This is a genomic window from Microbulbifer mixtoriginis (SeqCode) (assembly GCF_052466765.1).
This window is the reverse complement of sequence record NZ_CP174289.1, coordinates 199985-219145: the sequence shown is the minus strand read 5'-3', so window position 1 is coordinate 219145 and position 19161 is coordinate 199985. Positions and strand designations below refer to the sequence as shown.

Genomic DNA, 19161 nt, shown 5'->3' with positions numbered 1-19161 from the left:
AGGCTTTAGTCAACAATCTGGATATGCTCAGCTTCATTAAAATTGGCCATATCCGAGAGGATGATACGGTCCGCTTCATTGAGGCCTTGGGTGATCTGGATATATCGACCCGACTCCTCGCCGAAGCTGATGGGCTGGAGTGCCGCTTCCTCCCCGTTTTCGTTAATCAGGAAGAGGTTGGTCTCACTGTGCCTCTGTACATTGATAGGTCTCTCGACGAACAGTGTATCTTCCATCGTGGCGGTGAAGATCCGGGCATCGACGTTGAGTTGTGGCCTGGCAGACTCCGGAGCGCCTGCGCTAAAAGCAATTTCCACTTCAATATTGCCGTCCCGAACCTCAGGAGTAATACGGGTAACCACACCTCCGACTTTTTCCCTGCGGGTATCAATTTCAGCGGGCTGGCCAACCTCCAGTTGCTCTGCTTTGGATTGTGGGACTTGAACCAAGGCGAGTAGATCTGTCTCGCTGCCGATCAGAGCCAGTTCCTGGCCGGGGTCGACACCTTGCCCTAGCTCTACTGGTAGTCGTTGTAGTATGCCGTCCAGGCCGGCGCGTACTGTGAGGCGATCTGTCCGCTGTTGGATGCTCTGTAGTTGGGTCTGGGCTTGGTTGATTTGCTCGCGCTGGATTAACTCTGATTCGACGGCGACTTTGCGCAGGTGGTTGATACGCTGTTTTTGCAGGTCCACACGTTTTTTCATCTGCTCTTGGCGTAAGACGGTTGTTTGGTAGGTGAGCTGGGAAACCACTCCACTTTTTACCAGTTCGTCCTCAGCTTCGCGGCGCAACTTGATCACTTGGTAATTGGAATTCAGTTCCGCGAGTATGGCTTCCTCCGCGAGCACATCGCGCTGGTTGTTCAGAACAAGCCGGCGCAAATTAGCTTCCTCTTGTTCCAGGGAGGTTTCGGCTGCATCCAGATCGCGCATTAACTCTGGATTGCTCAGTTGCATAATGACGCTATCACTTTGTACTTCTGCACCGGGACGCAACATGATTTTTTCAACATTCGCTGCGGTTAGGGCGGTAATTAAAGTCTGCTTGTCTGAACGCAGCCTTCCGTAGCCATCTACCACAACCTGCAGGTCTCCCCGTTGGACGGTACCTAGCATCAGCTGTTCCCGCTCAACTTTGTAGGCGCTGTCAGGAAGTAACAGGAGGGTGCTGGTAAATGCCACAAAAGCTAGGGCAGCACCACCCAGCATTAAAGGGTGCTTAATCAGGGGGCGTTTCTTAGGTTTAATAATATCCATATTGCGGCATTTCCTTGGTTAAGCAATCGTTACACGCTTTTCTGCTGTGAAACCTTGATGCGGAGGCGAGTTAGAGGTGGAAAATCATAACTATTTAAAACGGGTGTATTCCTGTTGGAACTCCGAGGGAGGGCGGGTTCTTATCTTGTAATTAGTACTGTCGAGCATATTTTTGTGATCAAAACTCAGGGCTGTATAAGGGTTTTAGGTGAGGCTGAAAATGCAGGAAAATTGGCACAAGAACCAGTTGCTTGCGGTGAATGGTGGGGAAATACAGGACGGTTTGAATATTGTGAGGCGGGCAGCCACTTGAGAAGTTTAACGATTACCCAATGAATTTTGAGGATCAATTCATAAGTAAAATTGTGGAGATGTAGTGGGAATAAAGGTGTCGTGGCTTAGTGAATCCGGTAGATTTTCTAAACCACTACACCTTTAACAAAATATGTTTGCAAAACGAGGGTTATCCCAGAGCTTTGACTAATAGCGCCTGTTGAAGTTGATCGTCATCAACCCCCTCTGGTCGAGGTATCTGCACGATATGCCCGGATCCCGGAGCTACATCGATCGCTTTGCCTTCCGTATTCTCCATTTGCTCCAAGGGGAAGAACAAGCTACCGCTGGGAGTCATTAACTCCAATTGATCACCGCGTTCAAAGCGATTTTTAACATCAATCGTCAAATACTCAGGACTGCCGTCAATAAGCTCGCCTACGAACTGTTGGCCCGGAGTTGATATCAACCCCTTTTCATATTGCTGGTATTCTGCTGGTGGATGGCGACGGTAGAAACCTTCCGTGTAGCCTCTGTTCGAGAGGGTTTCCAATTCGTCCATCATCTTCATGTCGAAGTCTTTTCCTGCTGCAGCGTCGTCTATGGCGCGACGATAGATCTGAGCAGTACGAGCCACATAATAGTGGGACTTGGTGCGACCTTCGATTTTTAAAGAGTGGACCCCCATTTCCGTGAGGCGCTTGACGTGCTGTACGGCCCGCAGATCTTTGGAGTTCATGATGTAGGTACCGTGCTCATCTTCGTAAGCCGGCATATATTCTCCAGGGCGACCTTCTTCCTGTAGTAAAAAGGCTTGGGAAGTACTGTCACTGGCGGAGGTGGGTTGTTGGATAGATTCCTGATTTTGCACATGAATCAATTCGCCAACTTCATTCTCTTTGGCTTCATGAGCTTGGTATTGCCAGCGGCAGGAGTTGGTGCAGGCGCCCTGGTTGGCATCTCTATGGGTCATATAACCGGATAGCAAGCAGCGCCCGGAATAGGCGATACAGAGTGCACCGTGGACAAAGACTTCCAGCTCCATCTCAGGCACTTTCTGGCGAATTTCCTCAATCTCATCCAGGGACAGTTCTCGAGAAAGTATCACCCGAGATAACCCCTGGCGATGCCAGAACTTTACGGTCGCGTAGTTTACCGCATTGGCCTGTACGGATAGGTGGACTGGCAGATCAGGCCAACGCTCCCTTACCATCATTATCAGGCCTGGGTCGGACATAATCAGGGCGTCAGGTCCCATTTCAACAATTTCTTCCAGGTCCCGCAGGTAACTGCGAACTTTATCGTTGTGGGCGGCGATATTGGAAGCGATATAGAACTGTTTTCCTTGCTGGTGTGCTTCTTCTATACCTAGGCGCAGGGTTTCAATATTTTTAAATTCATTATTGCGCACACGCAAGCTGTAGCGAGGCTGGCCGGCATAAACGGCATCGGCACCATAGGCAAACGCATATCGCATATTTTTTAAAGTCCCTGCGGGGGACAGTAACTCAGGTTTGAACACAGAAAAACTCATAGTGGAATATTCGGACGCGGCCGCATGTTAACGGTAATCAAGATTGCACTAATTGATATAAATCAATTAGTGCTGGGGTGGAAGTGATAAGCTGATTTGGAGAGGGCTATGCTTGTTTCTATAGCCGAATAATTGACATATAACCTCTATTTATGCTGCTTATTTGTTAATCCTTTAGGACCTGTTGATAGCCTTGTGTATACACCCAGTCATTATTCTTGGCTGGTAAGTGGCATCCAAAACAGTTGTTAAGCCCGCTGCCCTTCCAGGTTTTGGTTTCACTTTTTGCTACCCCTGGCTTGAATAAAGCCCATCCCCAGCCTTCTGCCCAGGACTCATTCTTGGGAAATCTCCCTTCAGTGTCCTTTACCATCATAAAGGTGAACTGGAGATCAGTAGAGTAGTAAGCCAAGCCTGTGGTTAATGGTTCTGATTTGGTGCTGTTGACATCTTTTACCAGGACTGCGCCATCCGGGAATTTTCCATTTTTGCGAAAGGCTTTAACTGCTTCAGGTTGAGTGTAAACAATGTGAGTATCCCAGCCCTTGCCACTGGATGACTTTACTTGGTAAGAGCCGAGAAATGTCCATTCTTGGCGGTAATCCTTGGGTAATGTGATGTTTCCCTGTGCGTCAACGAAATGACTGAAAGTGGACTTTAGATTCTCTTGGGCTATGGCCTGTAGGCTAAACAGTATTCCCAGTGTTACTAAGCAGATTGTGCGCATAATGCCTCTTCCTATGTTGATTCCATGGAGGTGGGGACTAGGTCTAGCCCTCATTTTTTGGAAGTATAGGGAGGAGAGGGACGATCAACTGTCAGCTAGCTGACACTAAAGCCAAAATTAGCCTTGTGCTAAGCCTTCGAGGGCTCCTTTGTTTAGTAGGCAAATATGTTGGCGTGTGTAATCAATAATGCCTTTGTGTTTCCAGGTGCTAAGTAGTTGGCTAACGGTTTGTCTACTGCCGCCGGCCATAGCCGCTAGCTCAGATTGGGAAAGCTTTACATCTAATTCATGCCCGTGAGCGCAAGGTTGCCCCCGAAAATGAAAGAGTTGGGATAATAAACTTGCCAATCTAACAGCTAGGGGCGCGGTTATATGCTGAAATATACGCTGTTGTAATAAAGACTCTCTGTTGGCTAGATGCTCTATAAGGTCTTGCTGGGTTTGTGACAGTGAATGTAACAGGTCATTGAGGTTTTCTGGAAAAGCGACTTCTAGCTCACAACCTATTTTGGCAATTGCTTCTATTTCTTGTGAATTTCCGCCAAGACCTGGGCCAAACCAGGAGCCTGGCCCATACAGGTCTACAAGTCCCCGGTTGCCATTAAAGTCCACTTTATGGATAAGAACATAACCGGCATGTATAAAATAAATATTTCGGGAGGCCACTCCCTGACGAAATAACACTGTTTCTGTGGTACAGCATACTCTTTTTGTTTTAGTCGCTATTGTTTGCAATTTAGTATTTTCTTATTGGAGGTTGGAGTGTATAGACTAGTCACAAACCCTCTTACCTTTTCAATCTTGGTCGAATATTAGTGAAATTCACAGGATGACAATATACACAAAAAAGCAAGCCATCAATGTCGTAGCGCTCAAATCTTGTTATCCATTTACAAAGTGAAAGATACAGCTAAAAAATTACTAGGCTTATTTAATTTCTTCACAGTACCATCAGGCCTTCTGCTATGCGCACCGACTCAGACCAAACTGGCCATCTAATTTATGATCAGGTAATCCAGGATATTGCCGATTACGTTCTCAATTTTGAAGTTTATTCCAATGAGGCCTGGCAAACAGCGCGCTACTGCCTGATGGATTCCTTGGGCTGTGCTTTTCTTTCACTGCGTTTTCCCGAGTGTACGAAACTATTAGGCCCTCTAGTTGAGGGGACGGTGGTGCCCAATGGGGCCCGTGTGCCGGGTACCCAATTTTGCATGGATCCGGTTAAAGCTGCCTGGGATATAGGCTGTACTATCCGCTGGCTGGATTTCAATGATACTTGGCTGGCCGAAGAGTGGGGGCATCCATCTGACAATCTGGGCGCTATCTTGGCGGTGTGCGATTTCCTTTCTCAGAAGCGGCTGAGTGCAGGGGAAGAGCCCCTGACAATGGGAAAGGTGATGGAGGCGATGATCAAGGCTTATGAGATCCAAGGTGTACTGGCATTACAAAACAGCTTTAACCGCGTCGGCTTGGACCATGTATTGTTGGTTCGCGTGGCTTCTACAGCGATTGCTACTTGGTTGATGGGGGGAGGGAGGGAAGAATTACTGGCGGCGATTTCCCAGGCCTGGGTAGATGGTAGCGCCCTGCGTGCCTACAGGCACTTCCCCAATACGGGTTCGCGTAAATCTTGGGCGGCAGGAGATGCCACGGCAAGGGGAGTTCGCCTGGCGGATATGGCCATGCGTGGTGAGATGGGTATACCAACTGTACTTACTGCGAAGCAGTGGGGCTTTTATGACGTGGCTTTCAGTAAAACCAATGCTGATCAGGTAATAAAACCGTTGGAGGAGCGGCAGTTCCGGTTTCCGCGTCGATTCGGCTCCTATGTAATGGAGAATATCCTTTTCAAGATTTCCTTCCCGGCAGAATTCCATGGCCAGACAGCCTGTGAAGCCGCGATAGTTTTACATCCATTGGTGAGGGGTAGGGTGCAAGACATAGAGAGAATTGTCGTGACTACTCACGAATCCGCAATACGAATTATTAGTAAAACCGGCCCCCTCTCCAATCCGGCGGACCGCGATCACTGCCTGCAATATATCGTGGCTGTGGCTCTTTTATTTGGGGATTTGCAGGCTAGTTTTTATGAGGATGAATTCCATCAGTCCCATCCGGAAATTGATGAGCTGCGCGGGAAAATTACCGTTGTTGAGGATGGCTGCTATTCGAAGGATTACCTTGATCCGGATAAGCGTTCAATTGCGAATGGTGTGCAAATATTTTTTAGGGGGGGCAAGGCAACAGATAATGTAGTGGTGGAATACCCGCTTGGTCATCGTCGCCGTCGTAAGGAGGGGATACCGCTTTTGTTGAAGAAATTCCATTCCAATCTAGCTGCACGTTTCCCTTCAGGCCAAGCAGAGAAAATATTAGCTTTATTTGCTGATCAACAACAGTTACAGGCAATGCCAGTACATCTTTTTATGGATAAGTTGGTTATTTGATGGACTGCCGCATTGCGGCTTTGGAACTTCCAACAAAAAAGGCGACCATAGGTCGCCTAATTCAAGCTCTTAAATCATACGACGGTCAAACAGCGCTTCCCAATTCGGATGATCGTCGTTTAAAGCGCTCTTAGAACTTGTATTCAGCACCGATACCGGCATAGCTGCGGTCGTAATCGCCATCAGCTGTTTCGTCGGTGTAGAAGCCGAATACTTTAGCGGCGCTGTTGAACTTGTAGTCAACACCCAGGCTGTAAGTTTCGCCGTCTTCTTTCTTAATGTCAGACTGACCGTACTGAGCTTTCAGAGTCCACTGCTCGATTTTGTAAGCTACAGAGCTCATCCAGCCGTCAGCGTTTTCCTGGTCTTCAAACAGAGCACCAACCTGTACAGGGCCGATGTTGTACTGGGCTACAAAGCGCTGAACGTCAACGTCCTGGCCTTCCACGTCTTGGTCGAAAGCGTAGGCCATGTAAACGCCGTTGTTATCGTAAGCAATAGCAGTGGAGATGCCGTTATTGCGCTTGATTTCTTTGCCTAAAATGCCACTGCCATCATCATTTTGGCCAATGACCTCGTAACCAATTACCTCATCTTTATTGCTGATATAAGCAGCAGAAGCTTTGAAGCCCGCGAAAGACGGGGTAGTGTACTGCAGAGCGTCTTCTTCGCGGTTGTCGCTGCTGGTGATCAGGCTTTTAATATCGCCTTCCAGGTCGTTGAACAGGTCAACTTTCTTCTGGGCAACTTTCAAAGGGGTGTCGAACTTACCCGCGATTACCTGACCGAAGCTGCCTTCCAGTCCAGCGTAGATATTGCGTTGAGAGAAAGTGTCATCAGCGTCGCCGTCCATATCTACTTCGTATTCCATACGGTAGATACCCTTGATGCCGTCGGTCAGGGCGATCTCACCCTTAACGCCCAGGCGGGAAGCGTTGCTTTGAACATCGGTTACAGAGCCGTCACCTTCGTCAGCAGACTGGAAGGTAACATTGGCTTTGCCGTAAAAGTCGAGGACATCGCCTTCTTCTTGGGCGTTGGCCAGAGTCGGGATCATGGCAACAATGGCCAGAGAGAGAGCGGTCTTATTCATAGTCGTCTCGCACAGTTTATGGTTGTGGGTTGAGGGGAAGCCTTCCGTTCAGTCTGTTGGTTGCCCCTCGATTTGGTGCGGATTCTGCGACCTGAATATTACAAACATGTTAAACATGGCATTTTTCTTAAAAAAATATGACCAGCGGGTGCCATGTATAGCAGTTAAGGCAGTCACTATGCGGCATGGCGCGCCGGTTATAGACATGTTTTGGTTCTATGGTGCCTGTTTTGTGTGCGGTGTCAAATTTTCTGATCTATTGCTATCACGGGGCTTCGGACAAGGATGAGAACCATAAACCCTGTACAAAAAAAGTGCAGGCTGGATGTGGATTGGGACCCTAAGACTACTCTGTGGCTATGGAGCCCTACGCTGGCCCTTTGGGTCTTCTCTCTATCAGTTGCTGCTATTGGTTTGTTGCCGTCTCTACCAGAAATAGGGGGAGTACTGTGGGTATATATTATTGCCTTCCTATTGTTGGTTTCCCTCCCTCAAACACGCGCTCTCTGCCTATTACTTGTCATCTCTTTGCTCGGTGCTCTCTGGGCTTTATCGAGCAATAAAGCCGCGCTTGAGCAGCGTTTACCTGAATCGGCTCATGGCATTGATCAACGCCTAAGGGTTGAGGTTGTATCCCTCCCCGAGGTGAGGAGTAATCCAGCGTTACAGAGGGGCGCTACCCGGGATATACGCTTCCAGGCGAGAATACTGGAGGCGGGGCCGGGGGAAGTTCATTCAGGCAGCCTTCTTTATCTCACCTGGTACCGCGCAGATGTTGAGGTGCAAAGGCTGCTGCGAGGTAATAGCCACTGGGATTTGCCGGTGCGGTTAAAGCGTCCACGCGGTAGTGTAAATCCCCATACCTTTGACTATGAAGGCTGGCTCTTACGGCGGGGTGTTTATGCAACGGGGTATGTGCGCCCGCAAAATGGCGACCCACAGTGGTTGAGCCAGGGCATGGGGCTATCCGCCCTGCGAGATGCTTTTAGGCAGAAGCTTCAAAGGCTACCGATAAACCAAAGCGCCCTGGTTACAGCACTGTTACTAGGGGATCGCAGCGGCCTTTCCCGTGCCGACAGTGACCTGTTAAAGCAGACAGGGACGGCACACCTTTTGGCAATATCGGGCCTGCATGTGGGCATGGTGGCTGGGTTTTTACTGCTGTTGGGGCAGGTATTGGCGAGGGCTCTCGGGGTATTGATGGGGACCTGTCCCAGGTGGATTCCGATGTTGTTGGCGCTTATTGGCACTCTAACCTATACCTTGTTGGCTGGCGCTCCTCTCTCCGCCCAAAGGGCCCTGGTGATGACCTGGGTATTGCTGCTGGCTTGGCATTGGCGGCGACGGGTAGGCGCTGGCTTGGCTTTTTCTCTCGCTTTGGCATTAGTGCTATTTATCCAGCCATTGGCTTTCTTCGGAGCCGGGTTTTGGCTGTCATTCGCCGCTGTGGGTGCGCTTCTCTTGGGGTTTTCTGGGCGTAGCTCTGTTAGGCAAGAGAGGACAACGGAGAACGGTGTGGAGGGAAGTGAGGCGAGTGCTCATGTGGGGATGAAAAGGCACGTGGAAGCTTGGTTTTTACGCTGGTTCTCCACCTTTGTACAATTATTGCGCAGCCAATGGCTGGTGGCGCTGGGTTTGATTTTACCCTCGGTAGTGTATTTTTCTGGGTACAGCTCTGGCGGAATGCTGCTGAACCTGATGGCAATTCCCTGGCTTGGTTTGATAATACTGCCGGCCTTGATGCTTGGCACCTTACTGTTAGGGACTGGCCTTGGAATCTGGTGCTTTAAATTTGCCGACTGGCAACTGACTCTTCTCATGGAAATGCTGAAGTATGCCCGGGATTTTGTTCCTACCTGGCAGCCTTTGATAACGCCTCAAAGCACAACCCTGCTTGTCTTATCCGCACTGGGCGCCCTGTTATTAATCTTACCCAGGGGTGTGCCGGGACGATATCTGGGCTGCTTGTTTCTGCTTCCTTTGCTCCAATCTATGCTGCCTGTTTCGACACCAGGTCGTCAGGGGCTTACTTTCACCGCTTTGGATGTTGGCCAGGGTCTGGCTCTCTCGGTCCGCTCCCAAGAAGCGCGCCTTGTCTTTGACACCGGACCTCTCTCGCCATCGGGTTGGAGTGCTGGAGGGGCCATTGTTGCTCCTTATTTGAGTGGAGTCGGGGTGAGAGAACTCGATGTGTTGGTCGTCAGCCATGGTGACAGGGATCATGCGGGTGGGGTGGCGGCGCTATTGCAGTCACTGCCCGTCAATAATTTCTATGCTCCAGGGCAACTGGGAAAAAAACTGGTGGGGGATTTTGATATTCGAGCAGACTCCTGTGTCGCGGGTGAAAGGCTTTATTTCGGTGAGCTCTCTGTACGTTGGTTATGGCCACTGCAAAAAAAAATTGATGGAGAGGAAAATGATCAAAGTTGTGTGGCTCTAATTGAATGGCAACAAGTGCGTATTTTACTTACTGGTGACATTACAAGCTCCGTAGAACGCCGTCTTGTGGAGCTTTATCCAATGGAGAAGCCAGTAGATTTATTGGTGGCGCCTCATCATGGTTCTAAGACTTCTTCATCCCAGGCTTTACTGAGCTGGGCAAGGCCTGAGCGAGTGATATTCAGCGCAGGCTATCGTCATCATTTTGGCCATCCCCATGCGAATGTAGTCGCACGTTATCGTGCGATGGATACACAAGTTTTTAATACAGCACAAAGTGGAGCTGTCGAGCTTTCTTGGCAAAGAGGCACCTCGGAGCCTGTGATCAGCTGGGGTCGTTCAGCGCCACGGTTTTGGTATACGGATCACAATGGTGAGGCTGAGCCTAGTGGAAGACTTAGCCGCCGAGAGCAGCTGTGATAAAGTGCGACTCCTGCGTCTAAGATGCAGAAGAAATTCCTGAAATCCCTCTCGCTGTTTAGGGCCAAGAAAAGTGTTTGAAATAATAAAATCTGGCGGCTGGTTGATGTTGCCGATCCTGTTGTGTTCCGTTGCTGTTATTGCTATCAGCATTGAGCGTTTTTGGACGCTGAATCCCCAGCGTATTGCACCGCGCACTTTACTTGGAGAAGTGTGGGGGTGGCTAAAAAGCAACCAGGTCAATAGTGAGAAACTTAAGGAACTGCGTGATTCCAGCCCACTCGGACGAATTTTTGCCGCAGGACTTTCCAATTCCCGCCACGGCCGTGAAGTAATGAGAGACAGTATTGAGGAAACTGCAAGCCAGGTAGTACACGAGCTGGAGCGTTTCCTCAATGCCCTCGGCACCATCGCCGCGATTGCGCCATTGATCGGTTTGCTTGGGACTGTCATCGGTATGATCCAGGTTTTCACGGCAATTATGCTGGAGGGCACCGGCAATGCGGGTATTTTGGCCGGCGGTATCAGCCAGGCTCTGATTACTACGGCGGCGGGTTTGACTGTGGCGATTCCAGCGCTAATGGCGCACAGATACTTCCAGCGCCGAGTGGATACTATTGTGGTAACCATGGAACAGGAAGCCGTGAAGCTGGTGGATGCCTTACACAGTGACCGCAAAATTGAAAAAGCGGCCTGAGTGAGGTAGCAATCGATGCAATTTCGCCGCCAAACCAAAGAGCAGGATGGGGTAAACCTTACGCCATTAATCGATGTGGTCTTTCTTCTGCTGATTTTCTTTATGGTGTCGACCACATTCACCAAAGAGAGCCATTTGAAGTTAAATTTGCCCGAGGCCGCTGGGCCTCAGGCAGAAGAGCAGCCTCGTTCTGTTGAAATTCTGATCAGTGCCGATGGTTCTTATTCGGTAAATGGCCAGGGGTTGATCAACAAAAAGTTGACCACTTTGAAATCTGCGCTGTCGGAAGTTTCTGCAGGCGAGTACAATCGCCCGCTTGTGATAACCGCCGACGCTACAGCTCACCATCAAGCTGTGGTGCGGGCAATGGATGCCGCTGGACAGCTAGGCTTTGTCAACCTAAGCATTACTACACGGCAACCAGAAGAGAACTAGCGCGCTGGGCTTTGCTTTAATGCCAGGGATGGACGATTAGCCTTGCGAGCGTACTCGCCCCACTGCCTAAGGGTTTGGGGCGAGTCCAGTCATTGGTCTGTATGAAGAAAGTAACCATGCCCCCCCGTAAACCACAGCACGGGGCGCACACCTATCGTCGTTTACTCGCGTACGCTCGGCCGCACCTAGCGATTTTTGCTGTTGCAGTGCTGGGATTTTTCCTGTTTTCCACCATGGGCGTCAGCTTAATTGCCGTTACGGAGCTGCTGTTAGATGCGGTGGGCGCTGGCATCCAAGAAAGCAGAGGTTTTCTCTCGAAATACGTAGCCTCCTATTATCCCGATGGGGTAATGCCACAGGAGACTGCGCGTTGGCTGGTACCTCTGGCCATGCTCATCATTATTCTGCTGCGTGCGATTGGTAACTTTGTTGGCAGTTATGGTCTCGCCTATGTGGGGCGCGCAATTATTCACCAGTTGCGCTCGCAGTTGTTTGAGAAGATTGGCCAGCTGCCTAGTGCCTATTTTGACCGTTACACGGGTGCCTACCTGATTTCCAAAGTCTCATACAATGTTGAGCAGGTTACCAATTCCATTACCAAGGCGGTTAAGGTTTTATTTCGCGAGACTTTTACTACCGTTGCGCTGCTGGCTTACTTGTTGTTGGTGAACTGGAAGCTGACATTGACCTTTTTCCTTTTTGCCCCCTTGATTGCTCTAATCGTGCGTACGGTGGGCAAACGATTCCGTAAACTGAGCCATCGCATCCAAAACTCCATGGGTGATGTCACTCATGTTACCCAGGAGGCGATTAATGGCTATCAAGTAGTACGGATGTATGGTGGCCAAGAATATGAGAATTCACGTTTTGAATCTGCCAGTGACAATAACCGCCGACAATTTATGAAGCTGGTGGTGGCCAACAATGCCAGCGTGTCGGTGATTCAGATTCTGGTTGGCCTATCTACTGCCACTATTGTGTGGTTTGCCCTGGCTCCGGGTATGGTGGAATCCATGACCGCGGGGGTCTTTGCCGCTTATATTGGTGCCGCAGCTTCTCTGGCCAAGCCGGTTCGCAGCCTTTCAGAAGTTTTTGCAGATATTCAGAAGGGAATTGCCGCCGCGGAAAGTATTTTTGAAGTAATGGATACCCCCAGTGAGCCAGAGGGCGGCCGCGAGGTGCTGCCCAAGCCGGTGCGTGGTGCGGTTACCTTTGAGTCTCTCGATTTTAGTTACGATGAGGCCGCTCCCCAGGTGCTGTCGAATATTAGCTTCTCGGTGGAGCCGGGCGAAACAGTTGCGCTGGTAGGGGCGTCGGGTTCCGGTAAAACAACGCTTGCCAGTCTGCTGGCGCGTTTTTACGAGCCTACTGGCGGGCGCATCCTTCTTGATGGAGTCGATATTTCAACGGTTCCCCTACAAGATTTACGCCGACATATCAGCATGGTGTCCCAAAATATCGTCCTATTTAACGACAGCGTCTATCGCAACATCGCCTATGGCGATTTGGAAGGGGCACCGAAAGAGAATGTCTTGCGGGCTATCGAGTTGGCGCATGCGGCTAACTTTATTGAGGAGCTACCTCAAGGTTTGGAAACTGTATTGGGGGACAATGCCCAGATGCTTTCCGGTGGCCAAAGACAGCGATTGTCTATTGCGCGGGCGCTATTAAAAGATGCACCGGTATTGATTCTCGATGAGGCAACTTCAGCACTGGACAATGAATCAGAGCGCCATATCCAGTCGGCTCTGACAGAAGTTATGAAAAATCGCACCACCTTTGTGATAGCCCACCGTCTCAGTACGATTGAAAGTGCCGATCGAATCCTGGTTATGGAGAAAGGGCGTATCGTAGAGAGCGGCAAGCACAGCGAACTGCTCGCCCGCGGTGGGCGCTATGCCACATTATTACAACAGCAGACAATGGGTTAGGGCACTGGATGTCACTGGAAGACTGGTTCAACAAGCGCTGGTACAAGAAAGACGGTACAAGCCCTGCCTTATCTCTGCTTACGCCTTTGGAGTTGCTCTATAGCGGAGTGAGTAATCGGCGCAGGGTGATCAGTTCCCGCACCCCACCGGAACCACTACCGGTACCTGTTATTGTTGTAGGCAATATCACCGTCGGTGGTGCCGGTAAGACGCCATTGGTGGCAGAGTTGGCTCGCTGGCTAAAAGAGAGGGGTAAAAATCCCGGGATTGTTAGCCGTGGCTATGGCGGTCGTGCAGAGCAATATCCCTACCAGGTAACTGCTCAGTCTCACCCTCTGGAATCCGGTGATGAGCCGCTGATGTTGCATTTGATCACCGGGGTACCGGTGATGGTTTCCCCCAATCGCAGCGAAGCGGCGAGGGCGTTAGTTGATTACCACCAGTGTGATGTGATCCTCTCTGATGATGGTTTACAGCATTACAGCCTCTGGCGAAGCTTTGAAATCTGCGTGGTGGATGGCAGTCGCGGTCTCGGTAATGGGCATATGCTCCCTCGTGGCCCTTTGCGGGAACCCATTAGTCGTTTACAGAGTGTCGATTTGGTGGTGAGTAATGGCGAGCCTGAAGCCAGTGTGAAACAGCAGTGCGGTGCGCTACTGGAATACCAGATGACTCTGGAGCCTGCCTGCTGGCACCAGTTTAACCTTGATCAGACCTCTACGCTGCGCCTGACCTCAGGCCCTGAGCCAGGCCCCTGCCATGGGGTGGCAGCGATAGGAAACCCCAAGCGTTTTTTCCGCGCACTGCAACGTATGGGCTACAAGGTGATGGAGCAGCCCTTTGCGGATCATCACCAGTTCAGCCCCCAGGAGCTGCATTTCGATGGCGAGACACCAGTGATTATGACGATGAAAGACGCGGTGAAGTGTCGCGATTTCTGGGAGAGTCACTGGTGGGCGCTGGAAGTGCGTGCCAAGTTGCCAGATCTTTTTTATCAGAAGGTGCACCAGCACCTGCAACAGTTCTCCAAAGATGAAAAATAAACACTCATTTGATGTCATTATTCCCGCCCGCTTTGGCTCCAGTCGTTTACCGGGCAAGCCCTTGGCAGATATTGCCGGCAAACCCATGGTTCAGCATGTCTTTGAGAGGGCTTGCGAGAGTGATGCAGAGAGGGTCATCGTCGCCACCGACGATATGCGAGTAGCGGAGGCAGTTCGAGGCTTTGGCGGTGAGGTGTGTATGACCTCTGCTGATCACGCATCGGGCACTGACCGCCTACAGGAAGTCGCTGTTAACCTGGGTTTAGCCGATGACCGTATTCTGGTGAATGTACAGGGGGATGAGCCTTTAATTCCTGCTCAGGTAATTAATCAGGTAGCCGCTAACCTTGCGGAAAATGCCCGCGCCGGTGTGGCTACCCTGTGCGAACCTATTCTTACGGTGGAAGATTTCCGCAACCCTAATATTGTTAAGGTGGTTGCTGCACAATCCGGGTTAGCCCGCTATTTCTCCCGTGCCCCAATACCTTGGCCGCGCGATGCCTTTGCTGTGCACGCAAATGAGTTGCCGCAGGGGTTGGAACCACGTCGTCATATCGGTATCTATGCTTATCGTGTAGCGCTGCTGCAAAGTTTTGTTACTTGGCCAGTGGCGCCGCTGGAGCAGTTTGAAGCCCTAGAGCAGCTGCGTTTTTTGTATCACGATGAGAATATTCATGTGGCTGTTGCCTGCGCGGAGGTGCCCGGTGGTGTAGACACCGAGCAGGATCTCCAGCGAATGCGTGAGCTTCTCGGTTAAAGTTACCTGCATGATAGAAACTGATATTGATCTGCAGCCCCACAACACCTTGGCAATTTCGGCTCGTAGCGCCCACTTTGCCAGGGTGCAAAACCTGGATCAGCTGCGAGAGGCATTGACCTTTGCCAGAACACAGAAACTACCAATCTTACCCTTGGGGGGTGGTAGCAATGTTGTGTTGACCGATGATTTCCCAGGTCTTGTTATCCAGGTCGACTTGCGAGGACTTTTAATAGAGCCCAACAGCCAGGGGCATACTATTGAAGCTGCGGCTGGGGAAAATTGGCACCAGCTGGTTATGGCTACTGTCACCAGTGGCATAGGTGGACTTGAAAATCTTGCACTGATTCCCGGTAAGATTGGTGCGGCCCCGATCCAAAATATAGGTGCCTACGGTATCGAGTTGTGTGATCGCTTTACAAGCTTGCAGGCTATGGAAGTTGCCACAGGTGAGCTGCACGATTTTACTAAAGACGATTGTGGTTTTGCCTATCGGGATAGTGTTTTTAAAGGGCGTCTGCGCGACCAGTATATTATTACCCAGGTGAATTTGCAGTTGCCACAAGACTGGCAGCCGCGCGTAGACTACCCGGCACTGCGCCAATATATTTCGCAGCACAATTGGGATGCAAACCACCCGACACCTACTCAGATTGCTCAAGCAGTTATTGATATCCGGAGTAACAAACTGCCTTTGCCTACTGAGATCCCCAATGCCGGGAGTTTTTTCAAAAATCCGGTGGTAGATACGGATCTCTATCAGAGTCTAAAAGCAGAGCATCCCGATCTAGTTGCTTTCGCGGCCGGCGAGGATTGGAAGCTTGCCGCTGGTTGGTTAATAGATCGCGCTGGCTGGCGTGGTTTACGGCGCAGTGCGGTTGGAGTCCATGAGCGCCAGGCACTGGTGCTGATTAATCCTGGTAGGGGAGCAGGCCGTGAATTAGTACAGCTTGCTCAGGATATTGCTGCCGATATACATTCAAAATTTGGTGTTTCCCTCGAGCCGGAGCCACGCTTTTACCCTTAAAGCTCAGTAAATAAACTGCCTTTCGAGTATTCGCAAAGTGCGAGCCCCAAGTCCTGTCTGGTTTTGATGGCAGGACTTTATACTGGTTTTTATAAAGAATTCTGCTATAGCTGTTAGAAATATAAAATCTATTGACTATTGCAAAGTACAAAAATTTTTTTTATTTCTTGAATTTTCGTTTCCTCAAGTCATGCGGCAAAGGCCGGCTTGAGTGCAGAATGATTAGCTGTTACGTTTCTAGGTTATAATTAATCGCTATATACAAGCCAAGATCCTGCGGCTAAACATCAGTTAAACAGCATTTGAGACGGTGGTGGCGCTTTGCAGTAGCGTTTTTGTCTGGTATGTTGCGACTGGATTCTTGGGGAGGATCTGCGCGGAGTAGTTTCTCCGTGAGTAAAAAGAAGAACGCAGTTCAAGAGCACGCGCGAGGGGATTGTACGCCGCGTAGCCACTGCACTTATCCGTAGTTGGGGATAGCTTGATCAAAGTCTTAGTGGTGGATGATCACGACCTTGTGCGAATGGGGATTTCGCGCATGTTGAGTGACGTCGAGGATATTGAAGTTGTTGGCGATGCGAATTGTGGCGAAGAAGCGCTGGAATTCGTGCGTGAGACTGCGGTTGATGTCATCTTGATGGATGTAAAAATGCCAGGAATGGGTGGCTTGGAGGCGACCCGCAAGCTGTTAAACCGCTGTCCTGAAGTCAAAGTAGTGGCTGTTAGCGCCCTGGATGACGACCTGTTTCCTGGCCGCCTTATGCAAGCCGGTGCTATGGGTTATGTGACCAAGGGGGCAGATCTTGAAGAGATGGTGCGTGCAATTCATACAGTAATGAATGGTGGAGTTTTTATCAGTAACTCCATGGCTACCAAAATGGCTCTGCGCAATGTCTCAGGCCAATCGGATAACCTTTCTCCCTTTGAAAAACTTTCTAAACGTGAGTTGCAAACTGCGGACATGATTGTGAATGGAGCCAAGGTTGCTGAGATTGCCAAGTCCCTTTCGGTCAGCCCTAAAACCGTAAATAGCTACCGTTATCGGATATTTGAAAAGCTGAATATTAACAGCGATGTGGAATTGACCTTGCTTGCCGTCAAGTACCAGATACTCGACCCGGAAGCAGCGCTCTAATATCCGTGTATTTACTGAAGCGGCAAGACCGGTTGTCAGATGTTCGATAGCAAGCGTTTTCTCTCTACAGTTACCCGCAAGCCTGGCGTCTATCAAATGTTCGATGCCAGTAACCATATACTTTATGTGGGTAAGGCGAAAAATTTACGCAATCGGCTTACCAGCTATTTTCGCAGCTCTGGGCTCACAGCCAAGACCATGGCGCTGGTGCAGAAGATCGGCAACATCGAAGTAACTGTTACTCGTAGTGAAACCGAGGCATTAGTACTCGAACAGAGCCTGATTAAATCCCAGCGTCCGCCTTACAATGTGATGCTGAAAGATGATAAGGGCTATCCTTACATCTTTCTTTCCAGTGTTGACACTTTTCCCCGTATTGCACTCCATCGTGGAGCTAAGCGAAAGAAAGGCCGCTATTTTGGTCCTTTTCCCAACGCCTCTTCTGTACGTGATAGCCTGAATTTTTTGCAAAAGACCTTTCGTGTTCGCTCCTGTGAAGACAGCGTGTTTCGCAATCGATCCAGGCCCTGCCTGCAATATCAGATTGAGCGCTGTACGGCGCCCTGTGTAGACTTCATCAGTCCCGAGGAGTATCGCCAGGATGTACGCCACGCAGAAATGTTTCTCACTGGCAAGAGCGATAATATTATTCGTGAACTGGCCGATGAAATGGATGAAGCCTCAAGAGCGTTGGAGTTTGAAAAGGCCGCGCGCTTCAGGGATCAAATATCCGCACTACGGCGTCTTCAAGCGGATCAAGTGGCAGAGGGTGATACGGGAGATGTTGATGTCCATGGTGTTGCCACCGAGGGTGGTAGCTGCTGTGTGCATGTACTCTTTATCCGACAGGGGAGAATTCTTGGTAGTCGCAGTTTTTTTCCCAGTGAGCGATTGGGCTTAAGCCACCCTGAATTGCTTTCGGCCTTTGTGGCTCAATTTTATCTCGGTAGTCCTAGAGAAATTCCCCGTGAAATTCTAGCCTCGGAATCTATAGAAGATGTGGCTCCGCTACAGCAGGCGCTCAGTGCCCAGGCAGGGCGAGACATTTCAGTTACCCATAAACTGCGAGGTAAGCGCGCTACCTGGGTGGAAATGGCCCAGCAGGCGGCTCAGCAGAATTTAAGTAGCCATACCGCTGCGCAGCAGAAGTTGTTTAGTCGTTTTGAGGCCCTTCAAGAAGTGCTTGGACTGGAACAGTTGCCCGAGCGGCTGGAATGTTTTGACATCAGCCACTCCTCGGGTGAGGCCACGGTTGCTTCTTGTGTGGTTTTTGATTCAGGCGGTCCAGTTAAGTCAGATTATCGTCTCTTTAATATTGATGGCATTCAGGCTGGTGATGATTACGCTGCAATGGGGCAGGCACTTAAGCGTCGCTACAAGCGCCTATCGGGAGGTGAGGGTAAGTTCCCTAATATCCTGTTAATTGACGGTGGCAAGGGGCAGGTCAGTCAGGCGGTGGACACCCTCAATGGCCTGGGCGTTGTAGGTGTTCAGATAATCGGAGTGGCCAAGGGCACTACCCGTAAAGCGGGTTTTGAGACCTTACATATCGTTTCCAGTAATCAGGAGCTGGTACTTTCGGCGGATTCCCCGGCATTGCACCTGATTCAACAGGTTAGAGATGAGGCCCATCGATTTGCAATTACCGGGCACCGCGCGCGGCGTGACAAAAAACGAAGGGAGTCCCCTCTGGAGGGTATTGCTGGCGTGGGCCCCGCACGTAGACGCGCATTGCTTCGCCATTTTGGCGGTCTTCAGGAAATTAAGAAGGCTACAGTGACAGAAATTGCTAGTGTAGATGGCATCAGTCGCAAGCTTGCGCAGGATATATACTCGGCACTACATCACGAGTAAAAATGCAGGGCATAGGCGGCGGATTTTTTCTCCGGGTTTCTCATTGAGCGTTTCAATTTGTCCCACAGCTTGATAACGTACGCCCTCCGC

Annotated in this window: 15 protein-coding genes; 10 read left to right on the top strand and 5 right to left on the bottom strand. The window is 50.2% G+C overall.

Annotated elements, in window-relative coordinates; all coding sequences use genetic code 11:
• Window positions 1–5 precede the first annotated feature (5 nt).
• The 4 genes from ACJJIV_RS00945 to ACJJIV_RS00930 form a co-directional block, all read right to left on the bottom strand.
• A complete protein-coding gene (locus ACJJIV_RS00945; protein ID WP_444890398.1) occupies window positions 6–1256 on the bottom strand; it encodes an efflux RND transporter periplasmic adaptor subunit in 1251 nt (416 codons plus the stop codon).
• A gap of 463 nt (window positions 1257–1719) precedes the next feature.
• Window positions 1720–3063, bottom strand: coding sequence for a prephenate-dependent tRNA uridine(34) hydroxylase TrhP (gene trhP / locus ACJJIV_RS00940; RefSeq protein ID WP_444885057.1), 1344 nt, complete (start codon window positions 3061–3063; stop codon window positions 1720–1722).
• A 166-nt stretch (window positions 3064–3229) separates the two neighbouring features.
• Window positions 3230–3790, bottom strand: a complete 561-nt coding sequence (locus ACJJIV_RS00935; protein WP_444890397.1) for a cytochrome P460 family protein — start codon at window positions 3788–3790, stop codon at window positions 3230–3232.
• 117 nt (window positions 3791–3907) lie between these two features.
• Window positions 3908–4525 (bottom strand): Crp/Fnr family transcriptional regulator, encoded by a 618-nt coding sequence (locus ACJJIV_RS00930; protein WP_444890396.1) that lies wholly within the window; start codon window positions 4523–4525, stop codon window positions 3908–3910.
• A 230-nt stretch (window positions 4526–4755) separates the two neighbouring features.
• Between ACJJIV_RS00930 and ACJJIV_RS00925 the strand changes: the two genes are divergently transcribed.
• Complete coding sequence (locus ACJJIV_RS00925; protein ID WP_444890395.1) at window positions 4756–6240, top strand: bifunctional 2-methylcitrate dehydratase/aconitate hydratase; 1485 nt, start codon at window positions 4756–4758, stop codon at window positions 6238–6240.
• A gap of 130 nt (window positions 6241–6370) precedes the next feature.
• Here ACJJIV_RS00925 and ACJJIV_RS00920 read toward each other — a convergent pair whose 3' ends face one another.
• Window positions 6371–7333: a porin gene (locus tag ACJJIV_RS00920; RefSeq protein WP_444890394.1), complete on the bottom strand. Its 963-nt coding sequence runs from the start codon at window positions 7331–7333 to the stop codon at window positions 6371–6373.
• Window positions 7334–7618: 285 nt separating this feature from the next.
• Here ACJJIV_RS00920 and ACJJIV_RS00915 point away from each other — a divergent pair, with 285 nt between their 5' ends.
• The 9 genes from ACJJIV_RS00915 to uvrC all read left to right on the top strand — a co-directional run bounded on the left by ACJJIV_RS00915 (window position 7619) and on the right by uvrC (window position 19071).
• The gene (locus ACJJIV_RS00915) at window positions 7619–10192 is read left to right on the top strand and encodes a DNA internalization-related competence protein ComEC/Rec2 (RefSeq protein ID WP_444890393.1); all 2574 of its coding nucleotides are present in this window, start codon (window positions 7619–7621) and stop codon (window positions 10190–10192) included.
• Between the two features lie 73 nt (window positions 10193–10265).
• Window positions 10266–10889: a MotA/TolQ/ExbB proton channel family protein gene (locus tag ACJJIV_RS00910; RefSeq protein ID WP_252085810.1), complete on the top strand. Its 624-nt coding sequence runs from the start codon at window positions 10266–10268 to the stop codon at window positions 10887–10889.
• 15 nt (window positions 10890–10904) lie between these two features.
• On the top strand, window positions 10905–11324 hold the full coding sequence (locus ACJJIV_RS00905; RefSeq protein WP_252085811.1) for an ExbD/TolR family protein: 420 nt from the start codon (window positions 10905–10907) through the stop codon (window positions 11322–11324).
• A gap of 116 nt (window positions 11325–11440) precedes the next feature.
• Window positions 11441–13255 (top strand): lipid A export permease/ATP-binding protein MsbA, encoded by a 1815-nt coding sequence (gene msbA, locus ACJJIV_RS00900; protein WP_252085812.1) that lies wholly within the window; start codon window positions 11441–11443, stop codon window positions 13253–13255.
• Between the two features lie 8 nt (window positions 13256–13263).
• On the top strand, window positions 13264–14298 hold the full coding sequence (lpxK, locus tag ACJJIV_RS00895) for a tetraacyldisaccharide 4'-kinase (protein ID WP_444890392.1): 1035 nt from the start codon (window positions 13264–13266) through the stop codon (window positions 14296–14298).
• On the top strand, window positions 14288–15055 hold the full coding sequence (kdsB, locus tag ACJJIV_RS00890; protein WP_444890391.1) for a 3-deoxy-manno-octulosonate cytidylyltransferase: 768 nt from the start codon (window positions 14288–14290) through the stop codon (window positions 15053–15055). The genes lpxK and kdsB overlap by 11 nt, the downstream gene beginning before the upstream one ends.
• 10 nt (window positions 15056–15065) lie before the next feature.
• Window positions 15066–16082, top strand: coding sequence for a UDP-N-acetylmuramate dehydrogenase (murB, locus tag ACJJIV_RS00885; RefSeq protein ID WP_444890390.1), 1017 nt, complete (start codon window positions 15066–15068; stop codon window positions 16080–16082).
• Between the two features lie 481 nt (window positions 16083–16563).
• On the top strand, window positions 16564–17217 hold the full coding sequence (locus ACJJIV_RS00880; protein WP_252085817.1) for a response regulator: 654 nt from the start codon (window positions 16564–16566) through the stop codon (window positions 17215–17217).
• Between the two features lie 39 nt (window positions 17218–17256).
• Window positions 17257–19071 (top strand): excinuclease ABC subunit UvrC, encoded by a 1815-nt coding sequence (gene uvrC, locus ACJJIV_RS00875; RefSeq protein ID WP_444890389.1) that lies wholly within the window; start codon window positions 17257–17259, stop codon window positions 19069–19071.
• Window positions 19072–19161 lie beyond the last annotated feature (90 nt).